This is a genomic window from uncultured Clostridium sp. (assembly GCF_947072515.1).
GTDB lineage: Bacteria > Bacillota > Clostridia > Clostridiales > Clostridiaceae > Clostridium.
Genome location: NZ_CAMTIG010000017.1, coordinates 24,643 through 42,768 on the forward strand (window position 1 = coordinate 24,643; position 18,126 = coordinate 42,768).

The 18,126-nt window shown below is 28.6% G+C and carries 16 protein-coding genes and 1 other annotated feature; of the genes, 8 read left to right on the plus strand and 8 right to left on the minus strand.

The features are described 5' to 3' along the window. Position 1: 1 nt before the first annotated feature. Entirely contained in the window at positions 2-997 is a 996-nt protein-coding gene (locus Q0W06_RS08280; protein ID WP_297633735.1) for a DUF3048 domain-containing protein, read from the minus strand. A 260-nt stretch (positions 998-1,257) separates the two neighbouring features. Here Q0W06_RS08280 and nrdD point away from each other — a divergent pair, with 260 nt between their 5' ends. The 3 genes from nrdD to Q0W06_RS08295 all read left to right on the plus strand — a co-directional run bounded on the left by nrdD (position 1,258) and on the right by Q0W06_RS08295 (position 6,723). Beyond that, entirely contained in the window at positions 1,258-3,375 is a 2,118-nt protein-coding gene (nrdD, locus tag Q0W06_RS08285) for an anaerobic ribonucleoside-triphosphate reductase (protein ID WP_297633737.1), read from the plus strand. A gap of 252 nt (positions 3,376-3,627) precedes the next feature. After that, complete coding sequence (nifV, locus tag Q0W06_RS08290) at positions 3,628-4,785, plus strand: homocitrate synthase (RefSeq protein WP_297633740.1); 1,158 nt, start codon at positions 3,628-3,630, stop codon at positions 4,783-4,785. A 15-nt stretch (positions 4,786-4,800) separates the two neighbouring features. Further along, positions 4,801-6,723 (plus strand): aconitate hydratase, encoded by a 1,923-nt coding sequence (locus Q0W06_RS08295; protein WP_297633742.1) that lies wholly within the window; start codon positions 4,801-4,803, stop codon positions 6,721-6,723. An 82-nt stretch (positions 6,724-6,805) separates the two neighbouring features. On the opposite strand, the gene Q0W06_RS08300 is transcribed toward Q0W06_RS08295, so the two are convergent. Both Q0W06_RS08300 and Q0W06_RS08305 read right to left on the minus strand, forming a co-directional pair. Continuing rightward, on the minus strand, positions 6,806-7,234 hold the full coding sequence (locus tag Q0W06_RS08300) for an EamA family transporter (RefSeq protein ID WP_297633743.1): 429 nt from the start codon (positions 7,232-7,234) through the stop codon (positions 6,806-6,808). A 61-nt stretch (positions 7,235-7,295) separates the two neighbouring features. Further along, complete coding sequence (locus tag Q0W06_RS08305) at positions 7,296-7,739, minus strand: EamA family transporter (RefSeq protein ID WP_297633745.1); 444 nt, start codon at positions 7,737-7,739, stop codon at positions 7,296-7,298. Between the two features lie 140 nt (positions 7,740-7,879). On the opposite strand from Q0W06_RS08305, the gene Q0W06_RS08310 reads away from it, so the two are divergent. Both Q0W06_RS08310 and Q0W06_RS08315 read left to right on the plus strand, forming a co-directional pair. Further along, positions 7,880-8,539 carry a DUF975 family protein gene (locus tag Q0W06_RS08310; RefSeq protein WP_297633747.1) on the plus strand — a complete coding sequence of 220 codons (660 nt, stop codon included), beginning with the start codon at positions 7,880-7,882 and terminating at the stop codon, positions 8,537-8,539. Between the two features lie 8 nt (positions 8,540-8,547). Next, positions 8,548-9,018, plus strand: coding sequence for a hypothetical protein (locus Q0W06_RS08315; protein WP_297633749.1), 471 nt, complete (start codon positions 8,548-8,550; stop codon positions 9,016-9,018). Positions 9,019-9,085: 67 nt separating this feature from the next. Here Q0W06_RS08315 and Q0W06_RS08320 read toward each other — a convergent pair whose 3' ends face one another. Further along, positions 9,086-10,255: an MFS transporter gene (locus tag Q0W06_RS08320; protein WP_297633751.1), complete on the minus strand. Its 1,170-nt coding sequence runs from the start codon at positions 10,253-10,255 to the stop codon at positions 9,086-9,088. A 192-nt stretch (positions 10,256-10,447) separates the two neighbouring features. On the opposite strand from Q0W06_RS08320, the gene nrdG reads away from it, so the two are divergent. Then, the gene (nrdG, locus tag Q0W06_RS08325) at positions 10,448-10,954 is read left to right on the plus strand and encodes an anaerobic ribonucleoside-triphosphate reductase activating protein (protein ID WP_297633753.1); all 507 of its coding nucleotides are present in this window, start codon (positions 10,448-10,450) and stop codon (positions 10,952-10,954) included. Between the two features lie 32 nt (positions 10,955-10,986). Here nrdG and Q0W06_RS08330 read toward each other — a convergent pair whose 3' ends face one another. After that, entirely contained in the window at positions 10,987-12,498 is a 1,512-nt protein-coding gene (locus Q0W06_RS08330; protein WP_297633754.1) for an amino acid permease, read from the minus strand. Between the two features lie 318 nt (positions 12,499-12,816). Between Q0W06_RS08330 and Q0W06_RS08335 the strand changes: the two genes are divergently transcribed. Beyond that, positions 12,817-14,301, plus strand: a complete 1,485-nt coding sequence (locus Q0W06_RS08335; protein ID WP_297633755.1) for a leucyl aminopeptidase — start codon at positions 12,817-12,819, stop codon at positions 14,299-14,301. A 72-nt stretch (positions 14,302-14,373) separates the two neighbouring features. Here Q0W06_RS08335 and Q0W06_RS08340 read toward each other — a convergent pair whose 3' ends face one another. Further along, positions 14,374-14,934 (minus strand): hypothetical protein, encoded by a 561-nt coding sequence (locus Q0W06_RS08340; RefSeq protein ID WP_297633758.1) that lies wholly within the window; start codon positions 14,932-14,934, stop codon positions 14,374-14,376. A 146-nt stretch (positions 14,935-15,080) separates the two neighbouring features. Continuing rightward, the gene (asnS, locus tag Q0W06_RS08345; protein ID WP_297633760.1) at positions 15,081-16,472 is read right to left on the minus strand and encodes an asparagine--tRNA ligase; all 1,392 of its coding nucleotides are present in this window, start codon (positions 16,470-16,472) and stop codon (positions 15,081-15,083) included. 57 nt (positions 16,473-16,529) lie between these two features. Then, positions 16,530-16,785, minus strand: a binding site (T-box leader). Between the two features lie 99 nt (positions 16,786-16,884). Here asnS and Q0W06_RS08350 point away from each other — a divergent pair. Further along, positions 16,885-17,280, plus strand: a complete 396-nt coding sequence (locus Q0W06_RS08350) for a cytochrome b5 domain-containing protein (RefSeq protein WP_297633762.1) — start codon at positions 16,885-16,887, stop codon at positions 17,278-17,280. 97 nt (positions 17,281-17,377) lie between these two features. Here Q0W06_RS08350 and Q0W06_RS08355 read toward each other — a convergent pair whose 3' ends face one another. After that, positions 17,378-18,082: a metallophosphoesterase family protein gene (locus Q0W06_RS08355; protein ID WP_297633764.1), complete on the minus strand. Its 705-nt coding sequence runs from the start codon at positions 18,080-18,082 to the stop codon at positions 17,378-17,380. Between the last annotated feature and the right edge of the window lie 44 nt (positions 18,083-18,126).

Sequence of the window (18,126 nt, forward strand, 5' to 3'; positions counted from 1 at the left end):
GTTAATTATTAATTTGAACTTTTCCATTAGTATCAATAATATTTATGATTGTATTTCCAGGAGCAAGTGTTAGATTATTACCTTCAGAATCATAAAACTTAGTTTTATCATATTCAGAATCTTTGCTCCAAGTGATATTCATTTTTTTACCGTCAATGAATAAAAAACCATCTCCAGAACCAATTAAGTTTATATCTAAGTGAGTTCCATCAGAATTAAGATTTATATTAGTTCTTTGAACTATAACATTTTTAAAAGATAGAGGGTCATTATTATTTGCATCTATAGCAATCTCACCATCCATATATTTTATATACTTACCATTTTCAAATTTATAGTCAGTCGTATAAGTTCTATTAGTGACTACAGAAATATCAGTAGCAGATTCAGTTGAATGAGCTAAAGGTTCCTGAGAGTAGTCAAAAAAGTTTTTAGAGGAAACATTATAGTTCTTAGATGCTATACCTTTTAAAATCAAGTCAGAACTAGAATAAAGGTTATGAGGCGCAGTTCTTTTAGTATCTCTATAATAAAAACTACTATTAGACATTTCATTTAAACTCATCAATGATGAATCATTTTTGATATCTTTTAAAGCTTCAGATGAACCACCGCAATGAGCAATAGGAAGAGCGTGTTCTTTAGATAAAGTTAAAAAATATGGACGAACACTTCTAATAGGACCTAGCTTATTAGGTGAGTTTTTATGAAATAAAGCTAAAAATCTAGGAATGCCCCCTTCAGCTGAAGTTTCATATATAATATCAGCACCAGATAATCCACTTTGTGGTCTTGCAGATTTTGAATTTTCTATAATGGTCATATATGGAGTTAAGTCTGATAAATTTTCAGAAGTAACTTCTCCTGTGTATGGATAAGTAAGTATTTTCTCAGGAGTTTGAGTGGATTTAGTTGAAGTATCGATAGATTGTTTATCGTTGCAACCAATTAAAAATATAGTTGAGAAAATAGCTAGAGTAGAAATTAATTTTTTCATTTTAACACCTTCTTTAAATTAAACTAATATTCAATTAAGTATATTAGAAGTATAGACATAAACATTACATAAATAACATTAAAATCGTACGATAAAATATACAAAATAGTGAGGAAAATAGATAAAAACTGATATAATTTGCTACAAAAGGATAAGGACAACAATAAAATTTCAAAAATCGCTCTTTGAAATTTAAAATGAATTGAAGTATAATGATATAGTAATTTTAATACTATATATTGTATATGGAGGTAGTTTGGATGCTATATGTTGTGAAAAGGGATGGGAGACAAGTTGAATTTAATTCATCTAAAATTGCCAATGCAATTCAAAAGGCAGCCACTGAGGTAGGAGTAAAACTAAGAATAAGTCAGGTTTTTGATATTGTTCAAAAAGTTATAAACTATATAGAAATGACTGGGGATGAAGGTGTATCGGTTGAAGAGGTACAAAATTTAGTTGAAAAAGCTTTAAGTGATACAGGATTACAAAGTGTTGCTATAGCGTATAGAAACTACAGAAGAGAGAGAACGAAAGTTAGGGAAATAAAATCAGATTTAATGAAAGCTATAAGTAAAATTGGGGTTGAAACTGACAGAGATAATGCAAATGTTGGAAATAATTTCAGTTCAAAATTATTAAGAATAGCATCGGAATCTAATAAATGGCACAATTTAGCTTCAATGCCGAAGAATTTAGCTAAAGCACATGAAAATGGAGAAATATATTTTCATGATTTAGATTCATATAACCTAACAGTAAATTGTCTTCATATTCCAACTAAAGAGATTTTAGAAAAAGGTTTTAATACTGGATATGGAACAATCAAATCTCCAAGAAGAATTGAGACGGCAGCAGAGCTTAGCTGTATATTATTACAATCTACACAGAATGATATGTTTGGTGGACAAAGTCATCCCGACTATGATAATGATTTGGGCGTTTTTGTAGAGCCAACAAGAAATGAAATAAAAGAAGAGTTTATAGAACTTGGAATAGAAGATAATAAATTAGAAGAATTAGTTGAAAAAAGACTGAAAAAGAGAATACATCAAGCTATGCAAGGTGTAGTTTATAATTTAAATACAATGCATTCACGTGCAGGATCACAAGTTCCATTTTCTTCAGTGAATTTAGGAATACCAAATAATAAAGATGCAGCATTAGTTTGTGAAATATTCTTAGAAGAATATGAAAAAGGATTAGGTAAAGGAGAGCAACCTATATTTCCTAATATAATATTTAGAGTTAAAGAAGGGGTAAATAGAGAAAAAGAAGATCCATATTATTACCTTTATGAATTAGCTTGTAGAGTTGCTTCAAAGAGAATGAATCCGACATTTATGAATATAGATGCATCATTTAATAAAGAATATTATGATAAAGGATATATGCCTGCAACTATGGGATGTAGAACTTATTTAATGAAGAATATTAATGGAGAACCAGGATGTAAAGGAAGAGGGAATATAGCACCTGCTACATTAAATCTTCCAAGGATGGGAATTCAGGCAGAAGGAAATATTGATAGATTTTTTGAAATATTTGATGAAAGAATAGAGATTGCTAAAGAATCGTTAATGCATAGATATGAAGTTCTTAAAAAATTAAAAGTAAAAGATTTACCTTTTGTAGCAGGTCAAGGATTAATGAAGGGGTCTGAAAATTTAAAACCAGAGGATTCCATAGAACCAATATTAAGACAAGGAACTTTTGGAATTGGATTTATAGGACTTGCAGAGACTTTAACAGCCTTATTAGGTAGTCATCATGGAGAAACTGTTGAAGCTAGAGAGTTAGGAGAAAAAATAATATCTCATTTAAGAGAAGCCTGTGATAGATTAACAGATGAAACTAGTCTTAATTGGAGTGCTTATGCAACACCAGCAGAAGGACTTTCAGGAAAGTTTATAAAACAAGATCAAAAAATGTTTGGACTTATAAAAGGAGTTACAGATAAAGAATACTATACAAATAGTTTTCATATACCAGTTGGATATTCAATATCAATAACTAAAAAAATTGACATTGAAGCACCGTATCATAGTTTATGTAATGGTGGACACATCAGTTATTTAGAAGTTGATGATTGCCCAACAGGTGAGATTATAATGGATATTTTAAACTATGCATATAAGAAAACTGATATTAGTTATTTAGGAGTAAATTTTCATATAAGATATTGCAAAGATTGTGGAACTTACTTACAAAATGAACATAAAGTTTGTCCGAAATGTAAGGGAAATAATATTCAAGGAGTATCTAGAGTAACAGGGTATTTAAGTCTTGATGAAAGATTTGGAGCTGGAAAACATCATGAAAGAGAAGATAGAATAACTCATACAGATTCTCATATGAATTATTATAAAAATTGTTAATAAATTAAAAGCTGTCACACTAAAGTGTGGCAGCTTTTTTATATACAAAAAAGAAAAAATGTTTGTGATATAAAAAATAAATGCAATAAATTTATAGTAACTTGCAGAAAACTATCACAAAAATGAAATTATAATAATAAATTATTTGTAAAATGCAATTAAAAATAAAAAACTTGCAAAAATAATTGTCTAAGATTTATATGCGTGATAAAATGGAATAAATTTACAAAAACAAAGAAAGGAGAGAAGAATATGGCAATAATAAATCCTAAGAATGGTAATGAGATAAAAATAATTGATACGACTTTAAGAGATGGGGAACAAACAGCGGGAGTAGTTTTTGCAAATGAAGAAAAAATCGCAATAGCAGAGATGCTTAGTGAATTAGGAGTAGATCAATTAGAGGTTGGAATTCCAACTATGGGTGGAGATGAAAAGATAGCAATAAAAAATATAGTAAAGAGAAATTTAAAAAGTAGCATAATGGCTTGGAATAGAGCAGTTATATCAGATATTGAAGAATCAATTGATTGTGGTGTTGATGCAGTAGCTATATCAATTTCTGTATCAGATATTCATATTAAACATAAATTAAAAACTTCAAGAGAATGGGTTTTAGAAAATATGGTTAAGTCAGTTGAGTTTGCTAAAAAAAATGGACTTTATGTATCCGTTAATGGAGAAGATGCATCGAGAGCAGATAAGGATTTTTTAGTTAAATTTATAAATACAGCAAAAGAAGTTGGAGCAGACAGATTTAGATATTGTGATACAGTGGGAATAATGGACCCATTTAAAATTTATAATGATATTAAATATATTTATGAGAAAAGTAAGTTTAATATAGAGATGCATACACATAATGATTTCGGAATGGCTACTGCAAATGCATTAGCTGGAACTAAGGCTGGAGCAAATCATATTGGAGTGACAGTAAATGGATTAGGTGAACGAGCGGGAAATGCAGCTTTAGAAGAAGTAATTATGGCATTTAAAATACTTCTTAATCATGAGACACATTTTGATACAAAAATGTTTAGAGAGGTATCTGAATATGTATCAATGGCAGCGGGGAGAGAGCTTCCAGTTTGGAAAGCAATAGTCGGAGATAATATGTTTGCACATGAATCAGGAATTCACGCAGATGGAGCAATAAAAAATCCTAAAAATTATGAAGCCTTTGATCCAAATGTTGTTGGGCTTGAAAGACAAATTGTTATAGGAAAACATTCAGGGAAAGCAGCGGTAGTTAATAAATTTAAAGAGTATGGAATAAGTCTTGATAAAGAAGAATCTGATAGTATTTTAGAGATGATTAGATCAACTTCTGTAAGACTTAAAAGAAGCCTTTTTGATAAGGAGTTAGTAAGATTGTATAGAGAATATAAAATAGAAAAGAAAAGAATGTAGGGTTAAGGAGATATTATGGGAGATAATTTAGTTTTAAAGATTTTAAAGAATCATCTAGTAGAAGGTAAGATAGAAATAGGACATCCTATTGGATTAAAGATAGATCAAACATTAACACAGGATTCAACAGGAACTATGGCATATCTTCAACTTGAAGCCATGAATATAGATAGAGTAAAAACAAAGAAATCTGTGGCGTTTATTGATCACAATATGCTACAACAAGGATTCGAAAATGCAGATGATCATAAATTTATTCAAACGGTAGCGGCAAAACATGGAGTTTATTTTTCAAAGCCAGGGAATGGGATATGTCATCAAGTATTTTTAGAAAGATTTTCAAAACCAGGAGAAACTTTAATTGGTTCTGATAGTCATACACCAACAGCAGGAGGAGTAGGAATGCTTGCAATGGGAGCTGGAGGACTTGATGTAGCATTAGCTATGGCAGGAGGAGATTATAATATAAGCACACCAAAGGTTTGTAAAATAAATTTAGTTGGAAAGTTAAATAAAATGGTAGCAGCTAAAGATATAATTTTAGAAGTTTTAAGAAAGTTTTCTGTAAAAGGTGGAGTAGGTAAAGTTTTTGAATATGGAGGTGATGGAGTTAAATTTCTTTCGGTTCCAGAAAGGGCTACTATTACAAATATGGGGGCAGAGCTTGGAGCAACAACCTCAATATTTCCAAGTGACGAAAGGACATTAGAGTTTTTTAAAGCACAGGGAAGAGAGGAAGATTATATAGAATTTAAAGCTGATGAGGATGCTATTTATGAGGAAGAAGTAACTATAAATTTAGATGAATTAACTCCTTTAGCAGCAAAACCACATTCACCAGATAATGTTTTAGAAGTATCTGAAATAGGAAAAATAAAGATTGAGCAGGTGGCTATAGGTAGCTGTACAAATTCTTCATATGAAGATTTAATGAAAGTAGCTACAATCCTAAAGGGTAAAAAAGTCCATTCAGATATTAGTTTGGTGATAGCACCAGGTTCAAGACAGGTAATGGAGATGATGGCTAGAAATGGAGCTTTAGCGGATATTATAAGTTCAGGAGCGAGAATATTAGAAAATTCATGTGGGCCTTGTATAGGAATGGGGCAAGCACCGGCAAGTAAAGGAGTATCTTTAAGAACTTTTAATAGAAACTTTTATGGGAGAAGTGGAACTTTATCAGCACAAGTGTACCTTGTAAGCCCAGAAACTGCTGCAGTATCAGCATTAAATGGATATTTAACAGATCCAAGAGAAATGAATTTAGAATTAAGTATTCAAATGCCTAAAAAGTTTTTAATAGATGATTCTATGATTTTAAAGCCTGCAAAGACTAATGAGGAAGTGGAAGTTAAACGAGGTCCAAATATAAAGCCATTTCCTATAAATAAAATATTAGAAAAAACTATTAAGGAAAAGGTAGTTTTAAAGGTAGAAGATAATATAACAACAGATCATATAATGCCTTCAAATTCAAAGCTATTACCATTTAGATCTAATATTCCATATCTTTCAGAGTTTTGTTTTAATACTGTAGATAAGGACTTTCCAATAAGGTGTAAAGAAAATAATGGAGGAATAATTATAGCAGGAGAAAATTACGGACAAGGTTCAAGTAGAGAACATGCTGCACTTGCTCCCCTTTATTTAGGCATTAAAGCTGTTTTAGCAAAATCGTTTGCTAGAATTCATAAAGCTAATTTAATTAACAATGGAATAATTCCTTTAGAATTTAGAGAAAAAAAGGATTATGAAAAAATTGAGTTAAATGATGAAATAATTTGTATAGATATATTAGAAGGATTAAAAGGGGAAAAAATAATATTTAGAAATAATACTAAGGGAATAGATTTTAGTATTAATGTGGATTTAACTGAGAAAGAAATCCAGATTATAAAAGTTGGTGGTAGATTAAACTATGTAAAATTAAAAAAATAACTAAAAAAGCTAGAAATAAACTTCTAGCTTTTTTAGTTAAGTAACTTTTAATAATAATTTTTTAGATTAAGTAGTAAAAATTTTAATTGAATGCTATAACTAGAGCACCCACAAATACTAATGCAACACCGATTAAAATTTTAAAGTTTAACTTTTCATTTAATATAAGTGCTGCTAGAAGTATTGTAAAAACAATAGATAATTTATCTATTGGAACTACTTTAGTTACGCTTCCATATTTAAAAGCATAATTCATAAAAAGCCATGATAATGCACCAAATACTCCTGTTAATACAAGAAAGAAAAAATCCTTTTTGTATTCAAATATAGATGAAATATTACTAAAATCACCTTTGATTGATGAGATTGCCACTAAAAATAGTGCCATAATAATTCCTTTAATTGTTCCTGCTAAGGATGGACTAAGATGAACAACTCCAAGTTTAGTGAAGATACTTACCATACTAGCAGAAATAGCGCCTAATAAAGCGTATATTAGCCATAATTGCATTTCAAACACCCCCTATTCAATTTCCTATTATACTACTATGAATTAAATAATGAAAAATAAATTATTTTAAAGAAACTAATATAGCACCTATAGTCATTAGAATAACGCCAATAATTATTTTAATTGTAATATGTTCTTTTAAAAATATAACGGCTAAGACTACTGTAATAGCAATAGATAGTTTATCTATTGGAACTACTTTAACAGCATCCGTATTTTTTAAAGCTATATTCATAAAAAACCATGAAAGACCACCAAAGACACCGGTTAATACTAAAAATATTAAATCTTTTCTATGAGCAAAAAGACTAGGTAGTTCTTTAAAATCTTTATAGAAAAAAGAAAAGAGAATAAAAAATACAGCTGTTATAATAGCTTTTATAGTTCCAGCTAAAGAAGCAGAAACATTAGTAATACCAAGTTTAGTAAATATAGCAACTAAACTTGCACAAATTGAACCAACTAGTGCAGGAATAAGCCATCCATTAAATAACCAATTAAACATTTTATATCACCTCCATACTTATTATGTGTATCTTAGTGAAAATAAGTCATAAAAAGGAAATTTAAATAAACTTTCAAATGTAGTTCATAAATAACTTATAGAATATATTTATTACCAAAAATTACATAGGAGGAAGTGAAATGCTAGATTTAACGGGTGTGAGTTATAGAACGAGTAAGTTAAAGGAGATTTCAAAAGAGTTAGTAAGTGGTGAAAATGTAAAGAAAAATACAATTGTTGGAGTTTTATTATATATACCATTTATAGTAATGACTTTTTTATTATCCTCAATTTCTATACTCACTGGACTTAATTCAGACGGAATCATATATCTAACAGCTATAGAAATTGTGATGGCAGCATTTACATCACTATATTATATGCAAGTGGGGAATATAATAAAAAATAAAGTGGCAAAAATAGATTTTCAGGTTAATACAAAGTTATTTTTAATTATGTTTATAGTTTTAGAAGTTTTAACAGTTATAAAAATTCTTTTTCTTCAAGGAAATGTTGGTGTTCTTATAGCAGAAATTATATCTGTAATTGTGGCGGTAATATTTTTACCGGTGTATTATTTAATTATAAATAGAGATTATTCAATACAAAATGCAGTAAATGTTGGAGTTTCTTTAGGGTTTAAATACTTTTTTAAAATTCTTTGGCTAGAAATAACTTTTATTCCTTGGATGCTTCTTATAGGAATAACATTTGGAATAGTAGGGATTTTTAAGCTAACATATATAAAAACAACATTATATTTATTAGTGGAAAAAATTCTACAAGAAAATAATTTGTAGGTGAAAAGATGTTTATTTTAATAGTGAATTTGATTGTAGGAATTGTTTTATTTGCATTTCTTATAAGTTTAATAAGAAAATTTATATTTATAAATAAGATAAGTAAGCGAGAAGGCGTAATTGTATTATGTAAGAATAAATGGTGGGAATTATGTATTGGATTAATAATGCTAACAGATATTTTAGTGTTAATAAGTTTAGTTTTAAATTATGAAGATTTTCAAGGGTTTATGACTATAATATTTGCAGTGATAGCTGTGACTATTACAAGAACAAATATTATAAGTTTATTAGATGATGAAAACTTATATACATTTTTCTTAACAGTAAGAATTAAAGATATAGAAAGTATTCAAAAGGAAAATGATAAAGGAAAAATAAGCCTAACATTGAAAAATGGAATGTTAAAAATCATTTATATACAAGAATATGAGCAATTACTTAAAAGAATAGAAAATTATAAAGAAAAAAATATATAAAGTTTATAGTAAATAAGACTAAAGACTGAAGGAGAAATTCTTTAGTCTTTAGTCTTATTTAAATATTTTAATTAAAGTGTTTTCTTTTATAACTAGCAATAACACAAGCACCAATTATCATTGCGATAATAGCAAGTGGGAAGATTACAAATCCTAAATTATAATCTAATAAAACACCACCGATAAGGCTACTTATTATTTGAGGAATACATATAAAGACATTGTTAAGTCCCATATATTCACCGACACGTCCTTTAGGCGCAATTTCTGGCATTAACGAATAATATGCTACTTGGAACATTATAAAAGCAACTCCAGAAACAACAGCAAATAACCATAACATTGAAAGAGACTTTACATTCCAACCTATAACAAATGCAAGTGCATATACTATACAACAGATTAAAAATATTCTATCTTTTCTCCATTTATCACACCAGACTCCAATGAAAATTGATAAAATCATTCCAACTAAAGTTAAAGAGGCTAAAGCAAGACTGATTTCAGTTCCAGTGAAGTGATCAGTTGTTTCATAATAAGGTATCCAAAAAGGTGTTATAATTCCATATGCAAAATAAAAACAAGAACCAGTTAAGAAAACTTTCATTGCAGGTTTGTTTTTTAAAAACTCTAAATTAAGTTTAAATTTGGTTGTTGATACAGGTATGTCCTGTTCTTTTACTTTATAGCAAGTTATTAGTATTGGAATAAGAGCAAGGATTGCTATAAGTATAAATGGAAGATGTTTATCTATATTAAATAGAAATACTGCAAAAAAATAAAATAAAAGTCCTCCAAAAGAATAAAATAGTTTTCCAAGTCCATTTACTGTTCCAACTTGATTTGCTTCAACACTTTCTGGCATCCAAGCATAATAAGCACCTTGGAAAAAGTTAAAGGATGACCATGCTATGAAAACACAAAGTACAATAGTAATATAACTATCGGCAAAACCTAATAAAAGAATAAAAATAGAACCTAATATTCCCCCAACTAAAGTCCAAGGTTTACGACGGCCTATTTTAAAATATTTTTTTTCACTTAATACTCCTCCAATGTATGGGAAAAATACTCCTGTGAAAGAACATAAAGCAGCTACTATTCCTAATTTAATATCAGATGGTGTAACTGTTCTAACTAATAAAGATAATAAGGTACTTTTCATGTTCCAAATAAAGCCTAAACCAAAGCTTGGAATGGCCATAAGAAGGGGCATGAAAATTTTCTTCTTGTCCATAAAAAAACTCCTATAAAAAATAAAATTTTAATCATTAAAAATATTTGACGGCTATATTATACACCTAGAGAATAAATAAATATGAATAAGACTTAATATTAAAAATAAGTTAATTTATTGTCTTTAAAATAAAAAAATAATATATAATTAAAGAAGATACAAAATATACTATCAGTAAAGGAGTTGAGTGAATTGGGTAAAAAAATAAGATTAGCAGGAATAGCATATGAAAGTCTTGTAAATGGGCCTGGAATGAGGCGTGTATTTTTTTCACAAGGATGCAAACACAAATGCAGAGGGTGTTTTAATCCGGATACTCATAGCTTCTCAAGTGGAGAAGAAATGGATATGGATGAACTGATAGAAGATGTTTTAGATAATCCTATTTTAAAGGGAGTAACATTTAGTGGTGGAGATCCTATAGAGAGAGCGGAAGAGTTTTCTTATATGGCAAAAAAGTTTAAAGAAAATGGACTAAGTGTATGGTCATTTACAGGATATACGATGGAATATTTATTAGAACATTTGGAGGAAATGAAAGGTGTTAAAGAGCTTTTTGAAAATTTAGATGTACTTATAGATGGAAAATTTGAAAAGGATTTAATGGAAGAGGGGCTTAAATTTAAAGGTTCTTCTAATCAAAGAACAATAGATGTAAGAGAAACTTTAAAACAAAATAAAATTATATTAGTAGAATAAAAGTAGAGGTGGAAAAATTTCCACCTCTATTTTTATATAGAATTACGATTTTTAGCCTTTTGATATCTATAAGCAATTAAGAATCCAAGAAGTCCAAATAAAATAGGACCAAATATCATTAATATTCCTTGCTCAGCACCACCAGGTTGAGTCCATGGTTGGATAATTGAAAATACTATTGAAAAAATAATAGCACAAAGAGAAAGAATATTTAAGCCAACACCTATTTTTTTATTGAAAAACTCATATTGCTTAGGTATATTGTCATTTAGTTTAAATTTAATATAAGCAAAGGTAATAAATCCCCATGGAATAACAGAAGATATTGTAACCATAAACATAGTATAGTTATAAATTTGATTTGCATTATTTCTAAATATTAAAACAACAGCAAAAGCAAAAATTATCATGAATATTCCTTCAGCCCAAAGTGCATTTGCAGGAAAACCATGCTTATTTATTTTTGTAAATTTTTTAGGTAACATTCCTTCAGGTAAACCTTCTATCAATTGTTTAATTGGATAATAGAAACCAAGTGGTAATTGTAAAAATGCAAGTGCACCTATCCAAGAGTTAACTATCAGATACCATTTAGAAAAAACAATTGCATGAACTGGAGTTAAACCTATAAGAGTTCCTAAAGAGTAACTATATTTTAAAGTCATATAAACTGAAAAGTTATATAAATTTATATTTCCGTTATTATAAACATCATGCCAATTTATAACCATACCATTTCCAATAATAACTACTATAGTTAAAACTAACATTATTATAACTGTTAAAAATATTGCTTTTGGAACAGTTTTGTGAGGATTTTCAACTTGATCAATTAAACCTACAGCGGATTCCATTCCACCAAGAGACATAATAGCAAATACTAGAAAACCTAAAACACTAAATATACTATGATATTGAGGATTTGGACTAGTGAAAAATGCACCAATGCTATGTAAATCTATAGGTTGTGCAAAGTGAAAGCCATTTTTAGCAAATACTAAAAAACTCACTAATATTATAAAAAGATTACCATAAAAGAATAATCCCATTGAAATTTTGCTTAGTAACTCAACAGTTTTAATACCGCGAGTTGTTATGTAAATCCAAAAAATAACCCAAATGGAACCAATTAAAGTCGTAGTCATTTGGTTACTTAATCCAAAAATTCGCCAAGTTTCAGAAATATCTTTTCCAAAGAAAAGTGTTGAAAAAGTTATACAGATGGCACTAAGTGCTAGACCGCTTAATAATTTAGTTGAAAACCAAATTAGTGTGGTAACTAATGCATATTTTTCACCGATAATTTCAGATAACCAAGAATAGATTCCACCTTTTTTATCACTATAGGCTGAACCGATTTCAGTTACAGCAAAAGAGTAGGGTATAAAGAATATTAATCCGGCAATTATAACATATACAATGGATGCATAACCCATTTGATAATACATTTGTTCACTATTAGCGATTGAGTAAACAAGTACTATACAAAAAGAGAAAAATCCAAAGGTTGATATTTTTTTTGTATTTATTTTATTTTCTGACATAAAAACACCTCTCTTTTAATCTTATTCTATATTAAATGAAAGAGAAGAGATAATCAATATTATAAATATTAAATATAAGTAAAAGAAAAATTATCATCTTAATAAAAAAAATGGACAAAGAGTGAGAAAAGTAAAAATAAACACTTCACATTGATAAAGTATTAAAGAAATAAAGAATAATGATAAATATATCATTATGGATAAAAAAATAAATTAACAAAAAAGATGTAAATTAATAAATATAGATAAAAATAAATAAAGGTTTTATGTTATAATAATTATTATTAAATAAAAACGATTAACAGAGGAGGAAAGAAGATGAAAATAAATGTAAGAGCTAAAAAATGTAGAGAAGCGCAAGGATTGATACTTTCTCTTTTTGAAGATAGATTAGAAGTGAAAAATCCAACAATAAATAAAATGGTATCTCACTTAAAAGATAATGAAAAATTCTTAGGAAAGGCGGGGGAAGTATATACTTTTACTCGTGAAATAGAAGGATCAATTCAAGATGTTATTCTTTTAGGGTTAGGAAAAGAATCAGATTTAGATTCAGAAAAAATAAAAGTTAATATGGCAAAAGCTTATAAAAAAGCACAAGAGCTTAAAATTAGTGATTTAGTAGTAAAAATGTTTGCTACAGAAGAAATAAAAGTTAGTGAAGTAGCTAAAGCGGTTACTATAGCATTACTTTTAACTGATTATAAATTTGATAAGTATAAATCTGATAGAAAAGAAGAGAAGGAAGTAGAAGTTTCATTCTCAGGATGTGTTATAAAAACTGAAGGTGATGAAGTAGTATCAGCAGCTGTAGAAGAAGCAATAGATATGGCTGAAGGTATAATAATAGCTAGAGATTTAGTTAATGAACCAGCAAATATAATGTATCCAAAAGTTTTAGCAAAAGAAGTTTCAAAACTAGGAAAAGAATTTGGTTTCCAAGTAGAAGTATTTGAAAAAGATAAAATAGAAGAGTTAGGAATGGAAGCATTTTTAGCTGTTGCAAAAGGATCAAAAAAGAAACCAAGATTAATAGTTATGAGATATTTCGGAGATGAAGCTAATAGAGAAAAAACTATTGGATTAGTAGGAAAAGGACTAACTTTTGATACTGGTGGATATTCATTAAAACCATCAAATAGTATGGATACAATGAAATCAGATATGGGTGGAGCAGCTGCAGTAGTAGGAACAATGGCATTAATAGCAAAAAGAAAACTTAAGGTTAATGTTGTTTCAGTAATTGCTTCTTGTGAAAATGCTATTTCAGGAGATGCATATAAACCAGGTGATATAATTGGAAGTATGAAAGGAACTACAATAGAAGTTCTTAATACAGATGCAGAAGGAAGATTAACTTTAGTAGATGCTGTAACTTATATTCAAGAAAAAGAAAATGTAAAAGAAGTTATAGATTTAGCAACATTAACAGGAGCAGCTTTAGTTGCACTTGGAGATACTACTACAGCCATTCTTTCAAATGATGATAAATTCTTTAATGAAATAGAAAATGCATCATTAAAAGCTGGAGAAAAATTATGGAGATTACCTGCATTTGATGAATATAGAGATTTAATAAAATCAGATATAGCTGATTTAAAAAATATTGGTGGAAGATATGCTGGAACTATAACAGCAGGATTATTTATTGAGAAATTCATAAATGAAGGAAATACATGGATCCATATGGATATAGCAGGAACTGCATGGACTGATTCACCAAAACCATATAAAGCTAAAGGTGGTACAGGAATTCCTGTTAACACTTTATATGAAATGTTAAAAGAAAGAAGTTCAAAATAATATAATAATAAAAAATGTCTAAACTTTTGAAGTTTAGACATTTTTTATTTAGAAATATAATTCTAAATAAGTTTATTCTTCTGAAGTATCCTCAATTGGTGTTGCAGCATCCCCTTCAGGAATATTAACATCGGAATTAACTTTCTTATGAATTTTATCTGTTACAGGAATACCTAGTTCTTCAATAGTATTTGCAATAGCTTGAGGAACATCAGGTTTATTGTGAGCATATCCGAATTTATGATCATTATTCATTATAAATAGAATCATAATTTTACCTTTTCCTGTATATGTAAGTTCGGCAGCTTTTATTTCAGTTAAAGGAACTACACATTCTCTGAAGTATAACTTAGTTTTACCAATAAGCATAGCATTTTTAACAGAACCAACTAGTAAAAATGACATTAGAGCTGGTGCTAATAAGAAAAAGTCTTTATTAGATAGAAAAACTAAAAGTATTGCAAGAACTAGTACAACAATAAATAGAATACTAAATTTCTTTAAGTTAGCATCATTAAATTTTTTACATTCTCCATTACAAGAGTTGATAAACTTTTTTTGAGTGTTTAAAGCTAATGGAATGTTTAAAATTAAAATTAATATTAAAATTATTTCTGCAATAAGAATTGCCATAAAAAATTCCTCCTTGGTTTTATGTAATAAGTACTATTATAGCATTATGAAAAGATATTACTAATTAATTAAATGTAAAACTATGAAAATATAGTGATGATATAAAAAAAACGACCTTTAGATAGAATCTAAAAGTCGTTTGTTTATTAGAAATCAGATTGTCCTGTAGTTCTTGGGAATGGGATTACGTCTCTAATATTTGTCATACCTGTAATGTACATTATTAGTCTTTCGAATCCTAATCCAAATCCAGAATGCTTAGTTTCTCCATATTTTCTAAGTTCTAAATACCACCAGTAGTCTTCTTCATTTAAGTTAAGTTCAGCCATTCTTTGTTTAAGAAGATCTAATCTTTCTTCTCTTTGGCTTCCTCCAATGATTTCTCCTATACCAGGAACTAGAAGATCCATAGCAGCAACTGTTTTATTATCTTCATTCATTCTCATATAGAATGCTTTAATATCTTTTGGATAATCAGTAACGAATACTGGTTTTTTAAAGTGTTCTTCAGTAAGATATCTTTCATGTTCAGTTTGTAAATCGATTCCCCATTCAACTGGATATTCAAATGTTCTTCCACAGTTTTTAAGTATTTCTACTGCATCTGTATAAGTAACTCTTCCAAAATCAGCATTTGCAACGTGGTTTAATCTTTCTACTAAACCTTTATCGATAAATTGGTTGAAGAATTGAATTTCTTCAGGACATTCAGCCATAACGTATTTTATAACGTAAGTTAACATTTCTTCAGCTAATTTCATGTTGTCATTTAAATCAGCAAATGATATCTCAGGTTCTACCATCCAGAATTCAGCTGCATGTCTTGCAGTGTTTGAATTTTCAGCTCTGAAAGTAGGTCCGAAAGTATAAATGTTTCTGAATGCTAAAGCATAAGTTTCTCCATTTAATTGTCCTGAAACTGTAAGGTTAGTTTCTTTTCCGAAGAAATCTTTTGAATAATCAATTGAACCATCTTCATTAGTTGGAGTGTTGTTTAAATCTAAAGTTGTAACTCTAAACATTTCTCCAGCACCTTCAGCATCACTTCCAGTTAAAATTGGAGTGTGAGTGTATACAAAGTTTTGTTCTTGGAAGAACTTATGAATAGCATAAGCTGCAACTGATCTAACTCTGAATACTGCTGAGAAAGCATTACTTCTTGGTCTTAAGTGAGCTATAGTTCTTAAATATTCAAAAGTATGTCTTTTCTTTTGAAGTGGGTAATCAGAATCTGACATACCTTCAATAATTATTTCTTTAGCTTGAATTTCAAATGGTTGTTTTGATTCTGGAGTTTCTACTAAAGTACCAATTACTCTTAATGATGAACTTATTGGTAATTTAGCTAATTCTTTAAAGTTATCTAGGTTATTATCAAATACAACCTGAATATTTTTAAAGAAAGAACCGTCGTTTATTTCAATAAACCCGAAAGCATTTGAAGCTCTTAATGTTCTTATCCATCCTGTTATCATTACTTCTTTTCCTAAATGATCAGAAGTTTCTCTGTATAGTGATTTAACTAATACATTTTTCATTATTTTTCCTCCTCATTATTAAAAAAATATATAAAAAAAACCCTTCAATTCCCAAGAATATGGGACGAAAGGATTACTCTACGCGGTGCCACCCAAATTGCTTTTATAATAAAATAAAAGCCAGCTTTAAAGCACAAATTTATGCCCTCCAAATTTATAACGGTTTGGAAAATCCGTCTAAGCCTACTTGCAAAAAAAGCTTTCAGTTAGATGCTCCGAGATGTTCTTCAAAATAGTTTTCGTATAAGGCTTACACCATCCCTTATTCGCTAAGACTACGTCCTAAATTTACTCTTCTCATCAACGCTTCTTATTAAAAATATTACATTAAGATGATTTTACAATACTTTTAAGGCAAAATCAAGAAATTAACATAGAATATTTATATAATAATATTAAAAAGAGAGGAAATATGTTACTTGATAATTTGATTTTAAGAAAAAATAATGAGATAAATTATTTGAAATCAGCTTTATATAATAGAGATAGTGATAAAGAATATATAATTGAGAAATTGAAATATGTAGTAGAAGAATTAGAAGAAATTGTAAATGCGCAAATTCAATTTATGGAAAGATTAAAGAAATTTACTACACAAGAAGTAGCAAAATATGATGGAACAGGGGATAATTTAGCTTATGTAATAATAAATGGAACGGTTTATGATGTTACAGGAATTCCAGAGTTTACAGATAAAAAATGTAATTTTAAAATAGGAGCAGATATAACAAAAGAATTTAATAGTTGTAACTTTATAAATAAAAACATCTTAAAAAAAGCTAGAACAGTAGGAATACTTTATGAGTAAAAAGGTAATAGAGAAGAAGTAATAGAGAAGAGGTAATGAGGAAAAGTAAAGAAAGTGTACTACCTTTTCTCTTTTCCTTATTACCTCTTACTTAAAATTAAACTTCTCTTCCAGTTTCATAGGATTGAATTAATTTATTTGGGAACTTAAGCATTGTCATATCTTTAATAATTCTTTTTACTTCATATTCAATATGTCTAAAATTAACTTTCACTTCACCAGTTTCTTTATTTATATCTAAAATACAATAAGTTGCATCAGGTGAACCATTTTTTGGTTTTCCAACACTACCATCATTGATAAAAAGTTTGTCACCAAACATTTTGCATGAAGGTATATGAGTATGTGCACATACAAGTATATCTGCATCAAGATTTTTCATAGCTTCTTCTGTATTTTCTTTATCTTCAAAAAGATATTCATTTATAGAGGTTGGACTTCCGTGAACAAATAGAATTTTTCTTTTGCCTACTGTTAATTTATATTCAGTAGGTAAGCTTTCTAAGAAATATTTATTAGATATTCGAATTTCTTCAACTGTCCAAGGTAAAATAAATGAGTTTATTTCATTATCTCTTATGAAAGTGAAATCACCATCACAAACAGATGCATCATAATTTCCTTTAAGACAAGTTAATTCTCTTCTTCGTATAAGAGCAATAACTTCATTTGGATGAGGACCATAACCGACTAAATCTCCAAGACAAATAATCCTATCGACTTTATTATCATCTATATCTTCAAACACTTTCATTAGAGAATAGATATTTCCATGAACGTCTGATATTACTGCAATTTTCATATTAAAATCCTCCTAAAATTCTAATGATAGAACTTTTATAACTA

What these genes read in the sequence shown, in the direction of transcription:
- Q0W06_RS08280 (WP_297633735.1), bottom strand. Translation starts at nt 997, where the DNA reads ATGAAAAAATTAATTTCTACTCTAGCTATTTTCTCAACTATATTTTTA.
- nrdD (WP_297633737.1), top strand. Translation starts at nt 1,258, where the DNA reads ATGCTATATGTTGTGAAAAGGGATGGGAGACAAGTTGAATTTAATTCA.
- nifV (WP_297633740.1), top strand. Translation starts at nt 3,628, where the DNA reads ATGGCAATAATAAATCCTAAGAATGGTAATGAGATAAAAATAATTGAT.
- Q0W06_RS08295 (WP_297633742.1), top strand. Translation starts at nt 4,801, where the DNA reads ATGGGAGATAATTTAGTTTTAAAGATTTTAAAGAATCATCTAGTAGAA.
- Q0W06_RS08300 (WP_297633743.1), bottom strand. Translation starts at nt 7,234, where the DNA reads ATGCAATTATGGCTAATATACGCTTTATTAGGCGCTATTTCTGCTAGT.
- Q0W06_RS08305 (WP_297633745.1), bottom strand. Translation starts at nt 7,739, where the DNA reads ATGTTTAATTGGTTATTTAATGGATGGCTTATTCCTGCACTAGTTGGT.
- Q0W06_RS08310 (WP_297633747.1), top strand. Translation starts at nt 7,880, where the DNA reads ATGCTAGATTTAACGGGTGTGAGTTATAGAACGAGTAAGTTAAAGGAG.
- Q0W06_RS08315 (WP_297633749.1), top strand. Translation starts at nt 8,548, where the DNA reads ATGTTTATTTTAATAGTGAATTTGATTGTAGGAATTGTTTTATTTGCA.
- Q0W06_RS08320 (WP_297633751.1), bottom strand. Translation starts at nt 10,255, where the DNA reads ATGGACAAGAAGAAAATTTTCATGCCCCTTCTTATGGCCATTCCAAGC.
- Q0W06_RS08330 (WP_297633754.1), bottom strand. Translation starts at nt 12,498, where the DNA reads ATGTCAGAAAATAAAATAAATACAAAAAAAATATCAACCTTTGGATTT.
- Q0W06_RS08335 (WP_297633755.1), top strand. Translation starts at nt 12,817, where the DNA reads ATGAAAATAAATGTAAGAGCTAAAAAATGTAGAGAAGCGCAAGGATTG.
- Q0W06_RS08340 (WP_297633758.1), bottom strand. Translation starts at nt 14,934, where the DNA reads ATGGCAATTCTTATTGCAGAAATAATTTTAATATTAATTTTAATTTTA.
- asnS (WP_297633760.1), bottom strand. Translation starts at nt 16,472, where the DNA reads ATGAAAAATGTATTAGTTAAATCACTATACAGAGAAACTTCTGATCAT.
- Q0W06_RS08350 (WP_297633762.1), top strand. Translation starts at nt 16,885, where the DNA reads ATGTTACTTGATAATTTGATTTTAAGAAAAAATAATGAGATAAATTAT.
- Q0W06_RS08355 (WP_297633764.1), bottom strand. Translation starts at nt 18,082, where the DNA reads ATGAAAATTGCAGTAATATCAGACGTTCATGGAAATATCTATTCTCTA.